This is a genomic window from Octadecabacter sp. R77987, from assembly GCF_042466115.1.
Classification (GTDB): Bacteria; Pseudomonadota; Alphaproteobacteria; order Rhodobacterales; family Rhodobacteraceae; genus SW4.
In genome coordinates, this window is the sequence record NZ_JAXHBQ010000001.1 from 1433965 (window position 1) to 1455426 (window position 21462).

A 21462-nucleotide genomic window follows, 5' to 3' on the forward strand; every position below is an offset into this window, starting at 1 on the left:
ATTGCCACCACTATAAGCGCCCGTGCCGCGCGCGTCTGGCAAAAATCACGTGATCGGAACAAGTTTGCCGATTTCCCGCAAAAGACCAACATCCTTGATCTTAAACAGGAAAATAGGCAAAATCTTAGGCTTGGACGATTTGAACAGATTCGAAATTGCGTTTCACGAGTGAAATTGGAGACAGCATATGCTGACACGACGCCAGACAATCGCGGGGCTTGCCGCGTCTTTTGCCACGCTTTTACCATCACTTGCGACGGCGGGCGTCGGTGGTCGCGCAAACAATCTGCCACCCGAATTCGCGCCACGTCTTGTGCGCTTGCAGCAGGATCGCCCCGCTGGTGAAATCCACGTCGTTCCTGATCACCACAGCCTTTACTGGACCCTGTCCGACGGCCAGGCGATCCGCTATTTCGTAGGTCTTGCGCGTGATGAAAGATATCGCAGCGGCACCTACACGGTCCGGCGCAAGGCAGAGTGGCCCAGTTGGACACCCACCCCCGCGATGATCCGGCGCGAACCCGCGGTCTATGCCCGGCATGCGAACGGAATGGCGGGCGGCCCCGATAACCCCTTGGGCGCGCGTGCACTTTACCTGTTCAATGGTGCGGGGCGGGACAGCTACATGCGCATCCACGGCACCAACCAACCCGGCACGATTTCGCGCAATGTGTCCAACGGTTGCGTGCGGCTGATCAATGCGCAGGTCATCGACCTGTATGATCGGGTGCCGCTGGGAACGCCTGTATTCCTTTATCGCAAGGGGCTATTGGCCCCGATCACCACCGGTTGATCAGTCCTCGGCCGGAATAACCCGCAAGTGCAATTCGCGCATCTGCTCGTTTTGCGGATCACTTGGGGCGTTCATCATCAGGTCTTCGGCGCGCTGGTTCATCGGGAACATGATGACCTCGCGGATGTTGGCCTCGTCCGCCAGCAGCATCACGATCCGGTCGATACCAGCCGCACAGCCACCGTGGGGCGGCGCACCGTATTGGAACGCATTGACCATCCCGCCAAAGCGCTTTTCAACCTCGTCCTTGCCATAACCGGCAATTTCAAACGCCTTGAACATGATCTCGGGCTTGTGGTTACGGATCGCGCCGCTGACCAGTTCATAGCCGTTACAGGCAAGGTCATACTGATAGCCCAGCACCTCCAAAGGATCACCATCCAGCGCCGCCATCCCGCCTTGCGGCATCGAAAACGGGTTGTGTTCGAAATCGACCTTGCCGGTTTCCTCGTCGCGTTCGTAAATCGGGAAATCAACGATCCACGCGAATGCAAACCGGTTCGTGTCGGTCAGGCCCAGCTCATTTCCGATCTCGGCGCGCGCACGGCCCGCGACGCCTTCAAACGCCTTGGGCTTGCCACCAAGGAAGAACGCGGCATCACCCACATCAAGGCCCAGCTGCTGGCGGATCGCCTCGGTACGTTCGGGGCCAATGTTTTTCGCCAGTGGGCCAGCCGCTTCCATGCCGCCAGCCACTTCGCCGGATTTCAGCTTGGCCTGCGCCTCTTTCACGGAAATGCCCAGTTCCTGCGCGACTGAATCGGCGGTCTTTTCGCGCCAGAAAATATACCCCATCCCGGGCAGCCCTTCTTTCTGGGCAAAAGCGTTCATCCGGTCGCAGAACTTGCGCGACCCGCCCGTGGGGGCAGGAATTGCGCGGATTTCGGTACCCTCTTGCTCCAGCAGCTTGGCGAAGATCGCAAAACCGGACCCGCGGAAATGATCCGACACAACCTGCATCTTGATCGGGTTGCGCAAATCGGGCTTGTCGCTGCCATACCACAGGGCCGCGTCCTTGTAGGAAATCTGCTCCCATGTCTGGTCAACCTTGCGGCCACCACCGAATTCTTCGAACACGCCCGCAATCACCGGCTGGATCGTGTCGAACACGTCCTGCTGTTCAACAAACGACATCTCCAAATCAAGCTGGTAGAAATCCGTGGGCGACCGGTCGGCGCGCGGGTCTTCATCGCGAAAACACGGCGCAATCTGGAAATACTTGTCAAAGCCGGAAACCATGATCAGCTGCTTGAACTGCTGTGGCGCTTGCGGCAGGGCATAGAATTTACCGGGATGCAGGCGCGACGGCACCAGAAAATCGCGCGCGCCTTCGGGGCTGGAGGCCGTGATAATCGGCGTCTGATACTCGCGGAACCCCTGATCCCACATGCGCTTGCGCATGGATGCCACAACATCGGACCGCAGGGTCATATTCGCCTGCATCGCCTCGCGGCGCAGATCAAGGTAGCGGTATTTCAAGCGGGTCTCTTCAGGGTATTCCTGATCGCCAAACACCATCAGCGGCAGTTCCTTGGCCGCGCCCAACACTTCGATATCGCGGATAAAAACCTCGATCTCGCCAGTCGGAATCTTGGCGTTCACAAGGCTTTCGTCGCGCGCCATGACGTTGCCATCAATGCGGATACACCATTCGCTGCGGACCTTCTCGATCTCGGCGAAAACGGGGCTGTCGGGGTCGGCCATCACCTGTGTGATCCCGTAATGGTCGCGCAGGTCGATAAACAGCAACCCGCCGTGATCGCGCACCCGATGCACCCAGCCTGACAGGCGGACAGTGTCGCCAACATTGGCTTTGGTCAGATCGGCACAAGTATGGCTGCGATAGGCGTGCATGGGGTCGGTCCCTTCGGGGTCGGTGAATTCAGTGCGGCTGATACACCGCGCGCGGGCTTGGAAGTCAAGCGGTTAAGGCCCGCCCCGCATTGCCACCACCGTCACACCCACGCTTCATCCTGCCCAAAAAACCCGCCCCCAAGGGCCGATCCGCCAAGATCACCACTTGCGCCTGCCCATCCCATCCCTATAACCACGACAATTTGCAAATCACAGGGGGCTGCCATGCCAAAACGCACCGACATAAAGTCGATCATGATCATTGGCGCGGGTCCTATTGTAATCGGCCAAGCCTGCGAATTTGACTACTCGGGCGCGCAGGCCTGCAAGGCCCTGCGCGAGGAAGGTTATCGCGTCATCCTCGTCAATTCGAACCCGGCAACGATCATGACCGATCCGGGGCTGGCCGATGCCACCTATATCGAACCGATCACCCCCGAAGTCGTGGCCAAGATCATCGAAAAGGAACGCCCCGACGCCTTGCTGCCCACCATGGGCGGGCAGACAGGTTTGAACACAGCGCTCGCGCTGGCTGATCTGGGTGTCCTAGAAAAGTTTGGAGTTGAAATGATCGGCGCCAAACGCGAAGCCATCGAAATGGCCGAAGATCGCAAATTGTTCCGCGAGGCGATGGACCGGCTGGGCATCGAAAACCCCAAAGCGACCATCGTCACCGCCCCGAAAAAGGCCAAGGGTTTCGATCTGGACGCAGGCGTGGCCGAAGCGCTGCTGGCACTTGACGAAATCGGCCTGCCCGCAATCATCCGCCCCGCCTTTACCCTTGGCGGCACCGGTGGCGGCGTGGCCTATAACCGCGACGATTACCTGCATTTTTGCCGTTCCGGGATGGATGCCAGCCCGATGGGGCAAATCCTGATCGACCAGTCCCTGCTGGGCTGGAAGGAATTTGAAATGGAAGTTGTGCGCGACACCGCCGACAACGCCATCATCGTCTGCGCCATCGAAAACGTCGATCCGATGGGCGTGCATACGGGCGATTTAATCACCGTCGCCCCTGCCCTTACGCTGACGGACAAAGAATACCAACTGATGCGCACCCATTCCATCAACGTGCTGCGCGAAATCGGTGTGGAAACCGGCGGGTCCAACGTGCAATGGGCCGTGAATCCCGCTGACGGGCGCATGGTCGTGATCGAAATGAACCCGCGCGTGTCGCGCTCTTCGGCGCTGGCGTCCAAAGCCACAGGTTTCCCCATTGCCAAGATCGCTGCGAAACTCGCCGTGGGCTACACGCTCGATGAACTCGACAATGACATCACCAAGGTCACGCCCGCCAGTTTTGAGCCCACAATCGACTATGTCGTCACGAAAATCCCGCGTTTCGCCTTTGAAAAGTTCCCCGGCTCCGAACCCTACCTGACCACCGCCATGAAATCCGTGGGCGAGGCGATGGCGATTGGCCGCACCTTCCACGAATCCATGCAAAAGGCGCTGGCCTCCATGGAAACGGGCCTGACGGGCTTTGATGATATCGCCATTCCCGGCGCGCCCGATGTGGCCGCCGTCACGCGCGAGCTGGCCAAACAAACCCCCGACCGTATCCGCGTCATCGCACAGGCAATGCGCCACGGGCTGTCTGATGATGACATCCACGCCGTCACCAAATTTGACCCGTGGTTCCTGGCCCGTATCCGCGAGATCGTGGAAACCGAAGCCGAAGTGATCGCAAGCGGCCTGCCATCCGACGCCGAAGGCCTGCGCAATCTGAAAATGATGGGCTTTACCGATGCCCGCCTTGCCACCCTGACCGGCATGTCCGAAGACACCGTCCGCCACGCCCGCACCGAGGCAGGCGTGACTGCCGTGTTCAAACGCATCGACACCTGTGCGGCCGAATTCGAGGCGCAAACCCCCTACATGTATTCCACCTACGAGGCCCCGATGATGGGCGAGGTGGAATGCGAAGCACGTCCCTCGGACCGCAAAAAGGTGGTGATCCTTGGTGGTGGCCCAAACCGGATCGGCCAGGGGATCGAGTTTGATTATTGCTGCTGTCACGCCTGCTATGCCCTGACCGATCAGGGTTATGAAACCATCATGATCAACTGCAACCCCGAAACCGTGTCGACCGATTATGACACCTCGGACCGGCTTTATTTCGAACCGCTGACCTTTGAACATGTCATGGAAATCTTGGCGGTAGAACAGGACAACGGCACCCTGCACGGCGTCATCGTGCAATTCGGCGGGCAGACGCCACTGAAACTGGCCAACGCGCTGGAACAGGCCGGAATCCCGATCCTTGGCACCTCGCCCGATGCAATTGATCTGGCCGAGGACCGCGAGCGCTTTCAAGACCTCGTGCAGCGCCTTGGGCTAAAGCAGCCGCATAACGGCATCGCCTCTTCTGACAAGCAAGCCCTTGAAATCGCATCCGATATCGGCTTCCCCCTCGTGATCCGCCCCTCTTATGTACTGGGTGGTCGCGCCATGGAAATCGTGCGCGACATGGACCACCTTGAACGCTACATCCGCGAAGCCGTGGTTGTATCGGGCGACAGCCCCGTCCTGCTGGACAGCTACCTGTCGGGCGCTGTCGAGGTTGATGTGGATTGCCTAAGCGACGGCAAAAACACCCACGTCGCCGGCATCATGCAACACATCGAGGAGGCGGGCGTGCATTCGGGCGATAGCGCCTGCTCGCTCCCGCCCTATTCCTTGTCGGACGCGATGATCACGGAAATCCGCAAACAGACCGAAGCGCTCGCATTGGCCCTCAACGTGGTCGGGCTGATGAACATCCAGTTCGCCGTCAAGGACGAGGTCGTTTACCTGATTGAAGTGAACCCGCGCGCCTCGCGCACCGTGCCGTTCGTGGCCAAGGCCACCGATAGCGCTATCGCCTCCATTGCCGCGCGCCTCATGGCCGGTGAACCGCTCACGAACTTCCCGCTGCGCGAACCCTATGCCCCCGCCGAAGACCCGATGACCGTCATGCCGCTGGGCGATGCATTCACGCTGGCAGACCCGAAAACCCCGTGGTTTTCCGTGAAAGAGGCCGTTCTACCCTTCGCCCGTTTCCCCGGTGTCGACACGATCCTTGGGCCCGAAATGCGCTCCACCGGTGAAGTCATGGGCTGGGCCCGCAACTTTGGCCGCGCATTCCTCAAGGCGCAGATGGGGGCGGGCGTTGACTTGCCCACATCCGGCATGGCCTTCCTGTCGATCAAGGACGCCGACAAAGGCCCGCTGATGATCGAGGCCGCGCAAATCCTCACCGACCTCGGCCTGACTTTGTGCGCCACCCGCGGCACCGCCGCATGGCTTGTTGAACAGGGGTTCACGGCCGAAGTGGTGAACAAGGTCTACGAAGGCGGCCTGACCGTCGAAGACCGCCTCAAAGACGGCCATATCTCAATCGTGATGAACTCCACCGAAGGCACCGCCGCGATCGAAGACAGCCGGAGCATCCGCGCCGTGGCGTTGTATGACCGCATCCCGTATTACACGACAGCCGCCGGATCACACGCCGCAGCACTGGCGATGAAAGCACGGGTCGAGGGTGAGGTTGGGGTCAGGGCCTTGCAGGGGTAATACCCGCCCCGCTGCCCACAGACACCACGCAAGCCGGGCGGTCGGCGGCCCGTGGGTTGGCGATACAGCGTTACCGCTTTGGCGCTTTATGGTGGCCAAACTCATCTTTCGGACCAGCATCGTGCACGGTTGGCAAAATCGCCGACCCGTGGGGACGGGCCGACGATCGCCCGGCGGCTACGCCTTGATTCCGGGCGGCTCAGCCTTCCCTGGCATCCGTCACTCTGGGCTCAAAGCCAGCTTTCCCCTCATCTCCCCATAGGCCCATCCAACGGGTCATCCGACCATGTCGCCGCCTTCTGCTTCCCCACTGCAATTTCCAACTCCATGTCCCCCATCATCCGCCGATGCCCCGCCTCCGTATCCCCCCACTCCGGTTTTTCTGAAAATCGCCGCAGCACGCTTTCGGGGCGCATCACGAAATCTGTCGTATCCGGCCCCTCGATCAGCTTAGCCAGACGGACGTGCATGAAGGCGCGCGGTTCATCAAAACGCCGCGTCAGCCTTGCAAATCCGGTCCCGCTCTGCCCTTGTGGACGCCACGTAAAGGGGGCCCATATGCACAGTGTCGCGATCACCGGAACGGGGGTATTCACGCCCAGCCAGACCATCACCAATGATGAACTGGTCGCGGCGTTCAACGCCCATGCGGACCTGTTCAACGCGCAGAATGCGGAAGCGATTGCCGCCGGTGAAATGGATGCCAAGCCCCATTCCTCAAGCGAATTCATCGTCGCGGCCAGCGGGATCGAACAGCGCTATGTCATGGACAAAGCAGGTGTTTTGGACCCTGCCCGCATGTTCCCCCACCTTCCCGCGCGACCCGATGATGCCCCCTCGGTCATGGCGGAAATGGCTGTGGACGCCGCACGGCAGGCGCTAAACGGCAAAGACCCCGCAACCGTCGATCTGGTGCTGTGCGCCGCGTCCAACCACGAACGGGCCTACCCCGCGATTGCCGTTGAAATTCAGCAGCTTCTGGGCACGTCAGGATTCGCGTTCGACATGAACGTGGCTTGTTCATCCGCCACCTTCGGCATCCAGACCGCCGCCGATATGATCCGCGCAGGTAGCATCACTTCCGCCCTCGTCGTCTGCCCCGAAATCTGCTCGGCCCATCTGGAATGGCGCGACCGCGATTGCCATTTCATTTTTGGTGATGTGGCCACGGCCGTCTTGCTGGAACGCGATGAAAACCTGCAAACCCCGCATTTCAAAGTGAAATCCACTCGCTGCGCCACGCAGTTTTCCAACAACATCCGCAACAACAACGGCTTTCTGCGCCGCACCCACGACCAGATGGAAGACCGCCGCGACATGCAGTTCATGCAAAACGGGCGCAAGGTGTTCAAGGAAGTCCTGCCGCTGGTCAGCAAGCACATCGCCGACCATATGGCGGACGAAGGCGTGCAAGCCGCTGATCTGAAACGCCTTTGGCTGCATCAGGCCAACAAGACGATGAACGACTATATCGGGAAAAAGGTGCTGGGGCGCGATCCCGAACCGGGCGAGCAACCCAACATCCTGCAAGACTACGCCAACACGTCCAGCGCGGGCAGCATCATCGCCTTTGCCAAACATTGTGATGATATGACTACGGGCGACATGGGGCTGATTTGCAGCTTTGGCGCGGGCTATTCCGTGGGATCGGTGATCGTGGAACGGGCCTGAACCCTGTCGTTAACCAACCCGTGCCATCCTAGGTATAACCGGATTTCTTGTTCACCCGCTTGTGCACCTGCTCCAGCGTCTCAACCCGTTCCGAATAGCGGTCCACCAGCATGTCCTTGCGCCCGCGCGTCAGCACCGTAAAGCGCGCCAGTTCTTCCATGACATCGACGATCCGGTTGTAAAGCGGCGATGGTTTCATGCGCCCCTTGTCGAATTCGCTCCATGCTTTGGGCACGGACGACTGATTGGGAATCGTCACCATCCGCATCCAGCGGCCAAGGATTCGCATCTGGTTGACCGCATTGAACGACTGCGACCCGCCCGACACCTGCATCAGGGCCAGCGTCTTGCCCTGGGTCGGGCGGATACCGCCAATCGGCGCCAAAGGCAGCCAGTCGATTTGGGTTTTCATGACGCCCGTCATCGCCCCGTGGCGTTCGGGGCTGGACCAGACCATGCCCTCGGACCAAAGCGCCAGATCGCGCAGCTCGGCCACCTTGGGGTGGCTGGCATCCGCATCGTCAACCAACGGCAAACTGTGGGGGTCAAAAAACCGCGTTTCGCAGCCCAAGGCCCGCAAAACGCGTGCGCCCTCTTCGGCGGCGCAGCGCGAATAGCTTTCATCGCGCAGCGACCCGTAAAGCAACAAAATACGCGGCGGATGGTCGATGCCATCAGCGCCCAGCGCCGCCCAGTCCAACGGCTGCAACGCCCCCGGAACCACATTCGGCATGTCTGAAATATCTATATCAGACAACGGATTAGGTGGATTCTTCTTCAAGGTGTAGCTTCATTTCGATCAGCACTTTTTGCAACGCCGTGGTTTCGCGCAACAGGCGCTTGGCCTCGTTGACGGTGATAATGCCATCCTCGATGGATTGGTTGTATTCGCCCATCAGCACTGCAAACCGCTGGCTTAGCATGATCACATCGGAATTGATGCCACCGGCAGAATTGCGGGTGGCATCATCATAGCTCATCGTGATCCCGCGCAGTTCCGCAAGGGCCGAGGTGACATGCGGATATGACGCCGCCGCCTCGAGGGCCGCGACCGCATCGACAGGCATAAAGCGGTCGGCATGTTCTTCGCTGTCGGAATAATAGCGTCCAAGGGTCGCTTTGGACTTACCCGTCAATTCGCACGCAGGCTCGATCCCGACATCCTTGACGAGCGCTTCTGTGTGTTTCTTCAAGTAACTGCCGACACCAGCCATAACCAACCCTTTTTTGTCCAAACCCTACGTAGGGGAAAGCGGCGCTTGTTTTCCCATTTCGGGCAATCCCACCCCCTGTCATTTATATGCCTATCCCACCGTTGGGAAGAGTAAGAGTATCAGCGTCCCCAACGCTGTAGGGTCAGGTGGTTGCATCCCATCCAAAAGGGCACACGGAATGCGTGCATTTCTGACTGCCCTGCAGCCCCTGACCCGTTTTTCGTTGAACTCATGTCACGAGTGATCTGCCGGACGGCCTTGCAAGGGGCCGATCCGGCAGGGTATTCGGTGCCATGGCCAAGCTCTATTTCCATTACTCTACGATGAACGCCGGTAAATCGACCGTGCTGTTGCAAGCCTCGCACAACTATATTGAACGCGGGATGCAGACCTATTTGCTGACAGCGCAGTTCGACAATCGTGCGGGGGATGGCCAGATCGCCAGCCGGATCGGCATTGGAAGCAGCGCCGATACCTTCGCCCCGGGCGAAGACCTGTTTGCCAAGGTCAAGGCGCGGCTGGCGACCGGACCCTGCCAGTGCGTTTTTATCGACGAGGCGCAGTTTCTTGACGCCGATCAGGTCTGGCAGTTGGCCCGCGCAGTCGATGATCTGAACGTGCCGATCATGGCTTACGGCTTGCGCGTTGATTTCATGGGGGAATTGTTCCCTGGTTCGGCCGCCTTGCTAGCCCTTGCTGACGAAATGCGCGAGGTCCGCACGATCTGCCATTGCGGGAAAAAGGCAACCATGGTCGTGCGCAAGGACGATCAGGACAATGTGCTGACAGGCGGCGATCAGGTGCAGATCGGTGGCAATGAAACCTACGTCAGCCTGTGCCGCCGTCATTGGCGCGCAGCTATGGATGACACCGCCAACCGCGCAGACTAAAACCCGCTTCTTTTGTTCATAAATACCTCCGGGGGAGTCCGCAGGACGGGGGCAGCGCCCCCATACCCTTGCCTAATTCACAGCCTGTGGCGGCGCCTCCCCCCGTGCCCAAGCAATGATATTGTCCAGTGCCATCTGGCCCATGGCCTGACGCGTTTCAGCTGTGGCCGACCCAAGGTGGGGCAGCAAGACGCAGTTCTCCAAGGCGCGCAGCCGGTCTGGCACATGGGGTTCGTTTTCGTAAACGTCCAGGCCCGCAGCGGTGATCGCGCCGCTTGCAAGTGCGTCAATAAGCGCGGCCTCGTCGACAACTTCACCGCGACTGATATTGACGAAAATGCCGCTGGATTTCATCGCCGCTAGCGCATCCTTGTCGATCAGTCTGGTCGTTTCGGCCCCTCCGGGCGTTGTGACAACAACAAAATCCGCACCCATCGCTTCGGCCAAAGTATCAACTTGGCGCGCAGGAAAATCGACAGACTTGGCCGAGCGGTTGAAAAACACCACCTCCATGGCGAACCCGAAATGACAGCGCCGCGCAACCGCCTGCCCAATCCGGCCCATCCCGATAATGCCCACGGTTTTACCGGTGACATGGGTGCCCAGCAGGTTCTTGGGGCCAAAGCCGCCCCAGGCACCCGACCTGACCATGCGTTCGCCCTCGCCCGCGCGCCGCGCGCTGGCAAGGATCAGCGTCAGGCCGATATCGGCGGTCGCATCTGTCAGCACATCAGGTGTGTTGGACACAGTGACGCCAGCGGCACGGGCAGCGGCGGCGTCGATATGGTTGTAGCCGACACCGAAGTTGCCCAGCATCTTGCAGCGCAGATCGCCATCAAACACGGGTGCGGCGAAATCATCCCCTAGGGTCGGCAGGATCGCATCATAGTCGCGCAAGGCCTGCGCGGAAGCGGTCGCATCAAGCGCGCCACCGTCATGCACAGTCACGTCAAATAAATCGCGGGCCTGCGCAATTACGGGTGCCGCAATGTCACGGGTGATCAACAGCTTTTTCAATGCATCCGCCCCCCGTTTGGAACATCCTGATCGGGGCCAATCAAGACGATCTCACCGTTTTCATCCGGCAGACCCAGCACCAGAATTTCAGACATCACCGGCCCGATCTGGCGGGGCGGAAAATTCACCACGGCCATGACCTGTTTGCCGATCAACCCTTCGGGCGTGTAATGCGCGGTGATCTGCGCGCTGGATTTCCTGACGCCCAGATCGCCGCCAAAATCTACCCACAGTTTGATCGCAGGTTTGCGCGCTTCCGGGAAGGGTTCGGCGCGGGTCACGACACCAACGCGGATATCAACCTTAAGGAAGTCGTCAAAGCTCAGTTCATCCATTCGCCAACTCCCGACTGCGATCTGTGGCCGCTTTGACCGCGCGTTTCAACAATGCCGGAAACCCATCAGTTTCGTCCATTAAGACCTCGAGCGCGGCCTGCGTCGTGCCATTGGGCGAGGTCACGTTAACGCGCAACTGCGCCGGATCCTCGTCCGCATCCTCGGCCAATTGCCCGGCGCCACCAACGGTTGCCTTAGCCAAAGCCATCGCCAAATCAGCAGGCAGACCCTCGGCAACACCCGCCGCGGCAAGTGTTTCGATCAGATGGAAAACATAGGCGGGGCCCGACCCTGACACGCCCGTCACCGCATCAATCTGGCCTTCATTATCCAGCCGCACGACCTGACCGATCGCCTGCAACAACCCTTCGGCCTGATCAAGCTGGGCGGGCGTGGTATGCCCGTTGCCGATGATCGCGGTGATCCCGCGCCCGATGGCAGCAGGGGTATTGGGCATGGCGCGCACAATCGGGGTTTGCGCGCCCAGGACGTCCTCGAAACCCGCGATCGTGATGCCAGCGGCGACGGATACGAACACGGTTGCCCCGTTGCCCAGCGCCTGAAGCGATGGCAAGGCCGCGCCCATCATCTGCGGTTTCACCGCGACCAGAACAACGGCAGGATCGCCGGGCAAGCCCGCGTTCAGATGCACGCCTTGGGTGGTCAGCCAGTCACTGGGATGCGGATCAAGAACCCAGACCGAGGCCGGGGGCAAACCCCGCGCCAGCCAGCCCGCCAGCATCGCCGATCCCATCTTGCCACACCCCAACAAGACCAGTCCGCGGCTTTCGATATCCGACATGTCCATACAAAATCCCCCTGAAAAATCAGGAGGACGTTACGAAGCAATCAAAGGGTGTTCAAGGGGCGTGGGTCTTGACCCACGTGACAAGGTTGCGCCTGCGTAAGGTGGGTCTTGACCCACGCGCCGGTTCGGGATCATGCGCGCCCGTAAGCCTCGGCAATTGCCACACCCAGCGCATCGTCCGGCGTGCGTTCGGCCCATGTGGCCAGTTGGAACGCCGGGTAATAACGCTCGGCACTCAGCACGGCGGCGGTGATCATCGTGTCAATCTGGTCTGGCCCTGCGAACTGGTCACCGGCAAGCACAAGCCCGTAACGGTAAACCATCAGCTTTTGCTCGGCCCAATAGGTAAACGCACCTGCCCAGCAATTGTCATTCACCTTGTTCAGCAATTCGTAAAGCGCGGGCAGCCGGTCTTCGGGGGGTTCCATCTCGAAGGTGCAGATCAGGCGCAGGGTTTCGTCATAGCCGGACCATGCAAGTGTGATCGAATAGGTGCGCCATTGCCCTTCGACGGCCATGGCGATCTGGTCGTCGTGAATGCGGTCGAACTCCCACGCGTGGTGTTCGGCGATATGTTCCACGAGGTCGATCGGGTGGATGTCTTCAACATCTGTGAACTGCTCTGCGAGTGCCATTTGGTCGCCTCCTGTCGCTGCCGAACCCCGGGGCTGGCTGCCCTCTAGATTTGGCTTACTGCTCAAGGGAAAGCGTATCGTTGACGCCCCCTATACGAGATATGGTGGGGCCTAAGCGGCCACCTGTAAAGCATTTTCTTGGGGATAACTGCGATTAGCTGGGGGTAAGCCAGCGCGACACGCTTTTTTCAACCCTCCCCTTGCACGGTCCGCGCGACAGGTTCACTCTGCCTGCAAACCTCATGACCCAAGGCCAATTCCATGAACCTCGATCTACTCAAATCCCTGTGCGAAACCCCCGGCGTTCCGGGCAACGAAGACCGGGTGCGCGATCTGATCAGCGCCGAAATCAAAGGGCTGTTCGACCATGTCGAAACCGACCCGATGGGAAGCCTGTTGTGCCGCCGTGACAGCACCGCCAAAGACCCGCTTAGGGTCATGTTGCTGTGCCATATGGATGAAATCGGTTTCCTCGTCAGCCACATCGACGAAAAGGGGTTCCTCTATCTGCAACCGGTCGGCGGCTTTGATCCGCGCAACCTGTTTTCGCGTCGCGTGCTTGTGTGCGCTGACACGGGCGACCTCAAGGGTGTGATGAACCCCGGCGGCAAGCCGATCCACATTTCCAGCGCCGACGACCGCAAGAAAATCCCCGAAGTGGGCGAATTCACCGTCGATCTGGGGATGGGCAAGGCCGCGCATGATGTCGTGAGAATCGGCGACATGGTGGTGATGGACGAACCCTTCATCGAAATCGGCGACAAGGTGGTCAGCAAGGCGCTGGACAACCGTATCGCCTGCTGGCTGGGGATCGAAGCGATCCGGCGGCTGGGCAAAAAAGGGCGCGGCGCGGAAATTCATGTGGCATTCACCTGTCAGGAAGAAGTCGGTCTGCGCGGCGCGCGCACCGCATCCCACCGAATCCAACCCGATATCGGCCTTGGCATCGACACGACACTGGCCTGTGACACCCCCGGCGTGCCCGAAAAGGACGCGACCACCATCCAAGGCAACGGCTTTGGCCTTCACGTGCGTGACAGTTCGTTCATCGCCGACAAGGGGCTGGTGCGCGAAATCGAAAGCCTAGCACAGAAAAAGAAAATTCCCTTCCAGCGCACCATGCTCGCCGCAGGTGGTCAGGATGGCGCCGCCGCACAGCAAGCCGCCGCAGGGGCGCGCGCGGTCGGGATCGTCGTCGGCACGCGCTATATCCACACAGTCACGGAAATGATCCACAAAACCGATCTGGAAGCGGCGCTGGATATTATCGTGGCGTATCTGGAGCAGCTTTAGCTTCTTCTGTTCTATGATACTTCGGGGGGCGTCGCCCGCGGCGACGGAGGCAGCGCCCCCAATTCATCACGGGCGCGCAGCCGCACATTATTCCTGAGGCGGCAATAGGTCTTGCGGCGACGAATACGGCTCGGTGTGAAAACTCCGCAGCATCGGGGTCGGGTCCGGCGGGGGTGGCGCTTCGAAAGCAGGGCGGCGCTCGGGAAACGTCCCCTCCCAATCTCCCTGCCAGATGGCGCCGCAGTCTTGCAGCGCCGCAACAAGGTCCGGCGGCACGACCATACGCCCGAATGTTCGGGGGTCTCCGTCAAGGAAGGTTTCATAGGCTTTAATCGGTTCTGCGTTCAAATCGAACAGCACGGCCCACGTGGTATGCCAGCCAAGCGCGCCCATGGCCATCAAATAGCCGTCTTCAAATTCCATGAAACGCGCGGGAACAAGGCTCACTCCCTGAAACTGCGTGTCTGAAACGGTCGGCCGTACGCAATCCATCATACCAACGAGGGTATCGCGCGGATTGGCCGACATGCTTGCCGCAGTAAGAAGCAAGCATAGCGGCATCAGTCCGCCCAGCACCCACCACCGCCAAGGCGCAAACATTGCGCGCGCTACTTCTTGGCCTTCGCCTTGGTTTTCGCCTTACCCTCAAGCGCTTCGATCCGCGCCATCAGGGCCGCGTTTTCCTCGCGGGCCTTTTGCGCCATGGTGCGCACGGCGTCGAATTCCTCGCGTGTGACCAGATCACGGTCCGCCAGCCAGCGGTCCATCATGCCGGACATGGCGTTTGATGCCTCGTCCTTGGCGCCCTGGGCCACGCCCATGGCATTGGTCATCAACTGGCCGATATCGTCGAAAATCTTGTTTCGCGTCTGCATGAAAGCCTCCGATGCTGTTCCCGTCTTATATGGGGGGCAATCACGCAATCACAACCCGCAAGACCAGTTGACAACGCGCCAGCCCAAACGCAGTTAGGTGGCATGGAAACAGGCCTGCCCTTCCCCAACATATCCCCCGAGATTTTCACGATCTCGCTGTTCGGGATGACATTCGCGCTGCGCTGGTATGCAATGGCCTATATCGTCGGGATCGTCATTGGCTGGCGGGTTGCCGTGGCCGCCGTTAAACGCGCGCATCTGTGGCGCGATGATACGGCCCCCATGACCAAGGACCAGATCGAAGACCTGCTGACATGGGTCATTATCGGGGTCATCGCGGGTGGGCGGTTGGGCTATGTCCTGTTCTACAAACCCGCCTATTACCTATCCAATCCGCTGGAAATCCCGATGCTGTGGCAGGGCGGCATGTCGTTTCACGGCGGTTTCCTTGGGGTGTGCGTTGCGGTGATCTGGGTCGCGCGCAAGCACAAGGCGGCCCTTGGCGATGTGGCCAACATCCTTGCGCTGACGGCGACTCCGGCGATTTTTCTCGTGCGGATCGCCAATTTCATCAACGCCGAGCTGTGGGGGCGCCCAACTGACATGCCGTGGGGCGTGATCTTTCCGGGGGCTGGGGCGCAAACCTGCGATGGTATCACCGGACTTTGCGCGCGCCATCCTTCGCAGTTGTACGAGGCCGGCCTTGAAGGGCTGATCCTTGGTGCGCTGCTGATGTGGCTCGCGTTCGCGCGCGGTTGGTTGAAACACCAGTGGCAGTTGGCGGGCGTCTTCATGGCCGGATATGGCGTGGCGCGGTTCCTGGTTGAATTCGTGCGCCAACCGGATGCGCAATTCGTCGAGATGGGCAATCCGCTGGGTCTTGCGCTGCATATCAACGGCTGGGGGCTGACGATGGGCCAATGCCTGTCCTTGCCGATGATTATCGCGGGCATTGCGATCATCCGGGCGGTGCGCCGACCGGTCACATGACAGCGCTTGGCGATATCCTGATCCAGCGCATTCGCGCAACGGGGCCAATCACATTGGCCGATTACATGAACGAATGCCTGCTGCATCCCGAACACGGCTATTACACCACCCGTGATCCACTGGGCGCTGCGGGCGATTTCACGACTGCGCCAGAGATGAGCCAGATGTTTGGCGAACTGATCGGCCTTGCCCTTGCGCAGGCATGGATGGATCAGGGCGCGCCTGAAACCTTTGCCCTGGCCGAACTTGGCCCCGGTCGCGGCACGCTGATGGCCGATATCTTGCGCGCCACACGCGCCGTTGCGGGGTTTCACGCCGCCGCACAGGTGCATCTGGTCGAAGCATCGCCGACATTGCGCGCAGCCCAAGCCAAGCTGGTGCCCGGTGCCACATGGCACGCCAGCATCGAAACCCTGCCCGACCTGCCGCTGTTAATGGTGGCCAATGAATTCTTTGACGCCCTGCCGATCCGCCAGTTTCACCGCTACGCGAACGGCTGGCAGGAAACGGTGATCGGTGTGCAGGACACCACACTGACCGCGGGTCTGACCCCGCCTGCCCCGCTTGCCAGCCTCGATCACCGCTTGGACGACACAAAGTCAGGCGATATCGTCGAGGTCTGCCCTGCCCTTACGGCCATCACAGGCGAGATTGGCGCGCGGATTGCGCTGCACGGCGGCGCGGCGTTGATCATCGACTATGGCGATTGGCAATCCCAAGGCGACACCCTGCAAGCCCTGCAAAATCACGAAACCGTCGATCCCTTTGCGGCCCCCGGCATGGCCGATCTGACGGTGCATGTGGATTTCGCAGCTCTTGCCGGTGCGGCAGCTCCGGCAGCATTTACCCGCGTCACCCCGCAGGGTGTATTCCTTGAACGGCTTGGGATCACGCAGCGGGCGCAGGCGCTTGCACAAAACCTTGACGGTGCGGCGCTGGAAAACCACATCGCCGCGCATCACCGCTTGACCCACCCCGATGCGATGGGCCACCTTTTCAAAGTGATCGGTCTTTATCCCAAAGGCGCGACGCCCCCGCCCGGTTTGACACCATGACACTGGAGATTATCACTTCGGATGCCCTCGCGCCGCTGCGCCACGGATTTTTCACGCGCAAAGGTGGTGCATCATCAGGTGTGTTCGCGGGGCTGAACTGCGGACAGGGATCATCGGACCAGCACGAAGCCGTCGCGATCAACCGCGCCCGCGTGGCGCAGGCCATGCAGGTTGATAGCGATGCACTGGTCGGCGTGCATCAGATCCATTCGCCCGATGTGGTGCATGTAACTGCGCCGACCCCTGAACGCCCGCGCGCCGATGCGATGGTGACGGCCACGCCCGATATCGCCCTTTCGGTTCTGACGGCCGATTGCCAGCCGGTGCTGTTTGCGGACACCAAAGCAGGCGTCATTGGCGCCGCCCATGCCGGCTGGAAAGGCGCAATGAACGGCGTGCTGGAAGCCACCGTTGTGGCGATGGTAGGCTTGGGCGCCACACGCGCCGACATCACAGCCGTGATCGGCCCGACAATCAGTCAGCGCGCATACGAAGTCGGACCGGAGTTTCTGGACGATTTCCTGATGGACGATCCCGACAATGCCCGCTTTTTTGCCAATGGCACCGGTGATCGGGTGCTGTTTGATCTGCCCGCCTTTGGCCTGCACCGCCTGCGCGCCGCCGGGGTTGGCCATGCGGAATGGACGCGCCACTGCACCTATCACGACCCGGATCGGTTCTTTAGCTACCGCCGCACCACCCATGCCCGCGAAGCTGATTATGGTCGCCTGATCGCTGCGATCCGGCTGTAACTAGGGCAAGACTTGGGCCGCGCCGCGCCGCGGTTTTGCCTGAATTTGCGAAACAATCCGCATATCAGACCCGCCATTGTTGCCAGACCTGCGCAATCTGCCTTTAATTCTTGGCAAATTGGCACTGTCCCCGATTTTGACCAATCCGTCACAAACCGCCACCAACTTTTTTCAAAAAAATGCGGCGCGGCCAAACTGGTGCCGCTTTGCCCTGCCATCTTGATTGCAACGGGACAAAAGCCCGCGAGCAAACACGAGGACGAGCAGATGAAAACGCAAAAACGCTGGATCAGCAACATGATCAAAGAGGCCGAGGCCTGCACAACCAAGATGCCATGGGAACGTGGCCTGCGCCGCGAGGCCTTTATGTCGGCGCGCCGCGCAGTCGCCGCACTCGAAGCAAAACGCGCCGCCGCCTGACCCCCAAGATAGCCCCGCATCCCGGCAGGGATGCATAGCGCGCCGTCCGGTTCCCTCCCGGGCGGCGCGTTGCGTTTGCGGCTGTCACAAGAATCAGAATGTGGCAGCTTCGTTCCCGCCTTGGCGACAATCCGGCCAAAACCCGCGCGATTGATCGCGCTACATGCCTGTTAACCTGAAATCTTTGACAAAAGCAGGCGGTATCCGCCACATTCCTATCAACAGCAATGTTCCTCAGATGTTGTCGGTGGGGCCGACAGATGTGTGACCAACCTTTCGGGTGATCGCATGACCAAGACCCACCAAGGCGCCGCAGGCCTCGCGGCGCGTACCAGTTCCTCTCCGGTCGGGTATGACCGGTTCGCTCAGACAGACGGGCGACCTCAGCGCAGCCAGCCTCTAATGCGCAAATACGAGGTCGCCTATCTGGCGCCGAATGGCGACATCTCTGATTTTTCCCGCATCGCACCCGCCCTTCCGGCGTTCGAGGATTCCTTTGCAGCCCTTGCGCGCGGAGCGATCATCCAGACCTCGCGCGGCCCCACAGCCATCGAAGACTTGCTGCCCGGTGACGAGGTCCGCACAACCGATCACGGTTTCCAAACGCTGCTTTGGCGTGGATCGACAACGCTTGTGCCCGATGCCCCGCGCCAGCCCGTCGAAATGGGTCGCCTGACCCGTATTGCCGCAGATGCCCTTGGCATTGCACGTCCGATGCAGGATCTTGTGCTTGGCCCCTGCGCGCGACTGCATCACCGTGCGCCCGCGATCCGCAACCTGACAGGGCACGAAACCGCCTTTATCCCCGCCCGCGACTTCATTGACGGGATCAATATCATCGAGGTGACGCCCTTCACGCCTGTTCAGGTGTTCCAACTGGGGTTTGCGCGCCATGAACGCTTTACCGCCAATGGTGTCGAGATCGAAAGCCAGAATCCGGGTGCGCGCCATGTTCTGAACCTGCGTGGTGAAGGCCTGGCGCTTTATCTGTCGCTGTTCCCGCATATGCAGGACATCAACGATTTTGGCCCGTTGCTGCGCCCGCGTTTGGCGCTGCGCGACATTGATCTGTTCGACGTCGCCTAGGCCTCTTTCGCCAACCGCGCTTCAAGAACGTCAAACGGCACGCCCGGTTCATCCTTGGCCCCGCGAATAACAAGCGAGGTTTTCACGCTCGCCACATTTTCGGCCGAGGTCAGGTCTTCGGTCAGAAAGGTCTGGAAACTGCGCAGGTCGGGGGCCACGCATTTCAGAATGAAATCAACCTCGCCGTTCAGCATGTGACACTCGCGCACAAGCGGCCACCCCTTGCAGCGGCTTTCAAACGCGCTGAGGTCAGATTCGGCCTGACTGACCAGCCCGACCATCGCAAATACCTGCACTTCAAAGCCCAACTCGCGCGGGTCAACGTCGGCATGATAGCCACGGATGAACCCCTGTTCTTCCAAGGTGCGCACACGGCGCAGACAGGGCGGCGCGGAAATGCCCACGCGTTTGGCCAATTCAACGTTGGTCATGCGTCCGTCTGCCTGCAGTTCGGCCAAAATCATACGGTCAATTTCATCAAGCTTTTGGCCAGGCATCATTTTTCCCCTCGGGTTTTGCAATCTATACGCCAGAGCGCATCTGTGCGCAATAATATTTCGCCACTGCGCAACATCCTTAGGCGACATGCCAAATGTCGCATGGGCTTTCAACCCGCGCCGCGCGTGGCTATATCCCTAGGGACACTGACACCAAGGGGGCCGCTGGCACATGGCTGACACACGCAAAACCAAAGTTCTGATCATTGGCTCCGGCCCCGCTGGCTACACCGCTGGCGTTTACGCCAGCCGCGCTATGCTGGAACCCATCCTTGTGCAAGGGATTGAACCGGGCGGACAGCTGACCACCACCACCGAAGTGGAAAACTGGCCAGGTGATACCGATGTGCAAGGCCCCGACCTGATGATCCGGATGGAAGCACACGCCCGCGCGATGGGAACTGAAATCATCGGCGATATCATCACCAGCATCGACTTTTCCAAACGCCCGTTTGTCTGCCAATCCGACAGCGGCACCGTTTACGAGGCCGACAGCCTGATCCTGGCCACCGGTGCGCGCGCCAAATGGCTGGGCCTGCCAAGCGAGGAAAAGTTCAAGGGCTTTGGCGTAAGCGCCTGCGCTACCTGCGATGGCTTCTTTTACCGCGGACAGGAAATCGTCGTGGTCGGCGGCGGCAACACGGCGGTCGAGGAAGCCCTGTTCCTGACGAATTTCGCGTCCAAGGTCACGCTGGTGCACCGCCGCGACGAATTGCGCGCCGAGGCGATCCTGATCGACCGCCTGATGAAAAACCCAAAGATCGAACCGCTTTGGTTCCACGAGGTCGACGAAGTTTACGGCACCAACAGCCCGCTGGGTGTTGAAGGCGTCAAGGTCAAGCACACCAAGACGGGCGCAATCACCGACATTCCGGCCAAAGGCGTGTTCATCGCCATCGGCCACGCCCCCGCCAACGAACTGGTCAAGGACGTGCTGGAAACCCACATGGGCGGTTATGTCGTCACGGCCCCCGACAGCACGGCGACCAGCATTCCCGGCGTCTTTGCGGCGGGCGATCTGACCGATCACAAGTATCGTCAGGCCGTCACATCCGCCGGCATGGGCTGCATGGCTGCACTGGAAGCGGAACGCTGGATGGCCGAACAAGGCGATGCGGAACGCGAAACCGTGACGGAACCGCTGGGATACGGCGCTGAAAACGAACCGGCGGAATAAACGCGTGCCCGACCGTATCGTCATTTCAAGCGATCATGCCGACATCGAACTGCGCAAGACCATCGCGCGCCACATTGCGTCCATGGGCTGGGTGGTTGATGATATCGGCCCGATGACGTCCGACAGCACACACTACCCCATCCACGGCAAAGAGGCCGCGCAACATGTGGCCCAAGGCAAAGCGCGGTTCGGCGTGATCGTCTGCGGCACCGGTCAGGGCATCATGATGGCCGCCAACAAGGTGCCCGGCATTCGATGCGGTGTCTGTTCGGATACGTTTTCCGCCAAGATGATCCGCGCCCACAACGACGCCAACATGCTCGCACTTGGTGCGCGTGTGATCGCAGAAGGCCTCGCTCTTGAGATTGTCGACGCTTTTCTGGGGGCCGAGTTTGAAGGCGGCCGCCACGCCACGCGGGTGGACATGATCGAAGGTTAGCGCTGAACGGCTGTTGCTGAATATCAACAGATACGGGTTTCCATGGCCGGCTGACAGTTCGTTCTGGCGTGAACATACTTTCGGTGACATACGTTCATCCGTGAAC

The 21462-nt window shown here is 60.2% G+C and carries 23 protein-coding genes; 12 read left to right on the forward strand and 11 right to left on the reverse strand.

All coding sequences use genetic code 11. From position 1 onward, the window contains the following. Nucleotides 1-187 precede the first annotated feature (187 nt). Nucleotides 188-793, forward strand: a complete 606-nt coding sequence (locus tag SJY21_RS07265; protein WP_377508268.1) for a L,D-transpeptidase — start codon at nt 188-190, stop codon at nt 791-793. Here the strand turns inward: SJY21_RS07265 and aspS are convergent, their stop codons facing one another. Beyond that, nucleotides 794-2647, reverse strand: coding sequence for an aspartate--tRNA ligase (gene aspS / locus SJY21_RS07270; RefSeq protein ID WP_377508271.1), 1854 nt, complete (start codon nt 2645-2647; stop codon nt 794-796). Nucleotides 2648-2872: 225 nt separating this feature from the next. On the opposite strand from aspS, the gene carB reads away from it, so the two are divergent. Further along, entirely contained in the window at nt 2873-6202 is a 3330-nt protein-coding gene (carB, locus tag SJY21_RS07275; RefSeq protein WP_377508274.1) for a carbamoyl-phosphate synthase large subunit, read from the forward strand. Between the two features lie 248 nt (nt 6203-6450). Here carB and SJY21_RS07280 read toward each other — a convergent pair whose 3' ends face one another. Further along, a complete protein-coding gene (locus SJY21_RS07280) occupies nt 6451-6672 on the reverse strand; it encodes a hypothetical protein (protein ID WP_377508277.1) in 222 nt (73 codons plus the stop codon). Nucleotides 6673-6760: 88 nt separating this feature from the next. Between SJY21_RS07280 and SJY21_RS07285 the strand changes: the two genes are divergently transcribed. After that, on the forward strand, nt 6761-7873 hold the full coding sequence (locus tag SJY21_RS07285) for a beta-ketoacyl-ACP synthase III (RefSeq protein ID WP_377508280.1): 1113 nt from the start codon (nt 6761-6763) through the stop codon (nt 7871-7873). A gap of 28 nt (nt 7874-7901) precedes the next feature. Here the strand turns inward: SJY21_RS07285 and arsH are convergent, their stop codons facing one another. Both arsH and SJY21_RS07295 read right to left on the reverse strand, forming a co-directional pair. Beyond that, nucleotides 7902-8606: an arsenical resistance protein ArsH gene (gene arsH / locus SJY21_RS07290; RefSeq protein WP_377513180.1), complete on the reverse strand. Its 705-nt coding sequence runs from the start codon at nt 8604-8606 to the stop codon at nt 7902-7904. 28 nt (nt 8607-8634) lie between these two features. Then, nucleotides 8635-9087 (reverse strand): hypothetical protein, encoded by a 453-nt coding sequence (locus SJY21_RS07295; protein WP_377508283.1) that lies wholly within the window; start codon nt 9085-9087, stop codon nt 8635-8637. A gap of 293 nt (nt 9088-9380) precedes the next feature. Here SJY21_RS07295 and SJY21_RS07300 point away from each other — a divergent pair, with 293 nt between their 5' ends. Beyond that, nucleotides 9381-9977 carry a thymidine kinase gene (locus SJY21_RS07300; protein WP_377508286.1) on the forward strand — a complete coding sequence of 199 codons (597 nt, stop codon included), beginning with the start codon at nt 9381-9383 and terminating at the stop codon, nt 9975-9977. Between the two features lie 72 nt (nt 9978-10049). On the opposite strand, the gene SJY21_RS07305 is transcribed toward SJY21_RS07300, so the two are convergent. The 4 genes from SJY21_RS07305 to SJY21_RS07320 all read right to left on the reverse strand — a co-directional run bounded on the left by SJY21_RS07305 (nt 10050) and on the right by SJY21_RS07320 (nt 12772). Beyond that, the gene (locus SJY21_RS07305) at nt 10050-10994 is read right to left on the reverse strand and encodes a 2-hydroxyacid dehydrogenase (protein ID WP_377508289.1); all 945 of its coding nucleotides are present in this window, start codon (nt 10992-10994) and stop codon (nt 10050-10052) included. Next, on the reverse strand, nt 10991-11329 hold the full coding sequence (locus tag SJY21_RS07310; RefSeq protein ID WP_377508291.1) for a tRNA-binding protein: 339 nt from the start codon (nt 11327-11329) through the stop codon (nt 10991-10993). Before SJY21_RS07310 ends, SJY21_RS07305 begins: the two co-directional genes overlap by 4 nt. Next, on the reverse strand, nt 11322-12137 hold the full coding sequence (gene proC / locus SJY21_RS07315) for a pyrroline-5-carboxylate reductase (protein ID WP_377508294.1): 816 nt from the start codon (nt 12135-12137) through the stop codon (nt 11322-11324). The genes SJY21_RS07310 and proC overlap by 8 nt, the downstream gene beginning before the upstream one ends. A gap of 131 nt (nt 12138-12268) precedes the next feature. After that, nucleotides 12269-12772 (reverse strand): YbjN domain-containing protein, encoded by a 504-nt coding sequence (locus SJY21_RS07320; protein ID WP_377508297.1) that lies wholly within the window; start codon nt 12770-12772, stop codon nt 12269-12271. Nucleotides 12773-13033: 261 nt separating this feature from the next. On the opposite strand from SJY21_RS07320, the gene SJY21_RS07325 reads away from it, so the two are divergent. Continuing rightward, nucleotides 13034-14065 carry a M42 family metallopeptidase gene (locus tag SJY21_RS07325; protein WP_377508300.1) on the forward strand — a complete coding sequence of 344 codons (1032 nt, stop codon included), beginning with the start codon at nt 13034-13036 and terminating at the stop codon, nt 14063-14065. 87 nt (nt 14066-14152) lie between these two features. On the opposite strand, the gene SJY21_RS07330 is transcribed toward SJY21_RS07325, so the two are convergent. Together SJY21_RS07330 and SJY21_RS07335 are read right to left on the reverse strand one after the other, a co-directional pair. Beyond that, complete coding sequence (locus tag SJY21_RS07330; RefSeq protein WP_377508302.1) at nt 14153-14593, reverse strand: hypothetical protein; 441 nt, start codon at nt 14591-14593, stop codon at nt 14153-14155. An 80-nt stretch (nt 14594-14673) separates the two neighbouring features. Continuing rightward, complete coding sequence (locus tag SJY21_RS07335; protein ID WP_377508305.1) at nt 14674-14940, reverse strand: accessory factor UbiK family protein; 267 nt, start codon at nt 14938-14940, stop codon at nt 14674-14676. A 102-nt stretch (nt 14941-15042) separates the two neighbouring features. Between SJY21_RS07335 and lgt the strand changes: the two genes are divergently transcribed. From lgt to SJY21_RS07360, 5 genes are all read left to right on the forward strand, one after another. After that, nucleotides 15043-15930: a prolipoprotein diacylglyceryl transferase gene (gene lgt / locus SJY21_RS07340; protein ID WP_377508308.1), complete on the forward strand. Its 888-nt coding sequence runs from the start codon at nt 15043-15045 to the stop codon at nt 15928-15930. Then, entirely contained in the window at nt 15927-16985 is a 1059-nt protein-coding gene (locus SJY21_RS07345) for a class I SAM-dependent methyltransferase (RefSeq protein WP_377513182.1), read from the forward strand. Before lgt ends, SJY21_RS07345 begins: the two co-directional genes overlap by 4 nt. Further along, nucleotides 16982-17737: a peptidoglycan editing factor PgeF gene (gene pgeF, locus SJY21_RS07350; RefSeq protein ID WP_377508311.1), complete on the forward strand. Its 756-nt coding sequence runs from the start codon at nt 16982-16984 to the stop codon at nt 17735-17737. The genes SJY21_RS07345 and pgeF overlap by 4 nt, the downstream gene beginning before the upstream one ends. 267 nt (nt 17738-18004) lie before the next feature. Next, a complete protein-coding gene (locus SJY21_RS07355; RefSeq protein ID WP_377508314.1) occupies nt 18005-18157 on the forward strand; it encodes a hypothetical protein in 153 nt (50 codons plus the stop codon). A 288-nt stretch (nt 18158-18445) separates the two neighbouring features. Then, nucleotides 18446-19243: a Hint domain-containing protein gene (locus SJY21_RS07360; RefSeq protein WP_377508317.1), complete on the forward strand. Its 798-nt coding sequence runs from the start codon at nt 18446-18448 to the stop codon at nt 19241-19243. On the opposite strand, the gene SJY21_RS07365 is transcribed toward SJY21_RS07360, so the two are convergent. Beyond that, nucleotides 19240-19740: an Lrp/AsnC family transcriptional regulator gene (locus SJY21_RS07365; RefSeq protein WP_377513184.1), complete on the reverse strand. Its 501-nt coding sequence runs from the start codon at nt 19738-19740 to the stop codon at nt 19240-19242. The two genes, SJY21_RS07360 and SJY21_RS07365, sit on opposite strands and share 4 nt — an antisense overlap. Nucleotides 19741-19912: 172 nt before the next feature. Between SJY21_RS07365 and trxB the strand changes: the two genes are divergently transcribed. Both trxB and rpiB read left to right on the forward strand, forming a co-directional pair. After that, the gene (gene trxB / locus SJY21_RS07370; protein ID WP_377508320.1) at nt 19913-20917 is read left to right on the forward strand and encodes a thioredoxin-disulfide reductase; all 1005 of its coding nucleotides are present in this window, start codon (nt 19913-19915) and stop codon (nt 20915-20917) included. A gap of 4 nt (nt 20918-20921) precedes the next feature. Next, nucleotides 20922-21356, forward strand: a complete 435-nt coding sequence (gene rpiB, locus SJY21_RS07375) for a ribose 5-phosphate isomerase B (RefSeq protein ID WP_377508322.1) — start codon at nt 20922-20924, stop codon at nt 21354-21356. Nucleotides 21357-21462 lie beyond the last annotated feature (106 nt).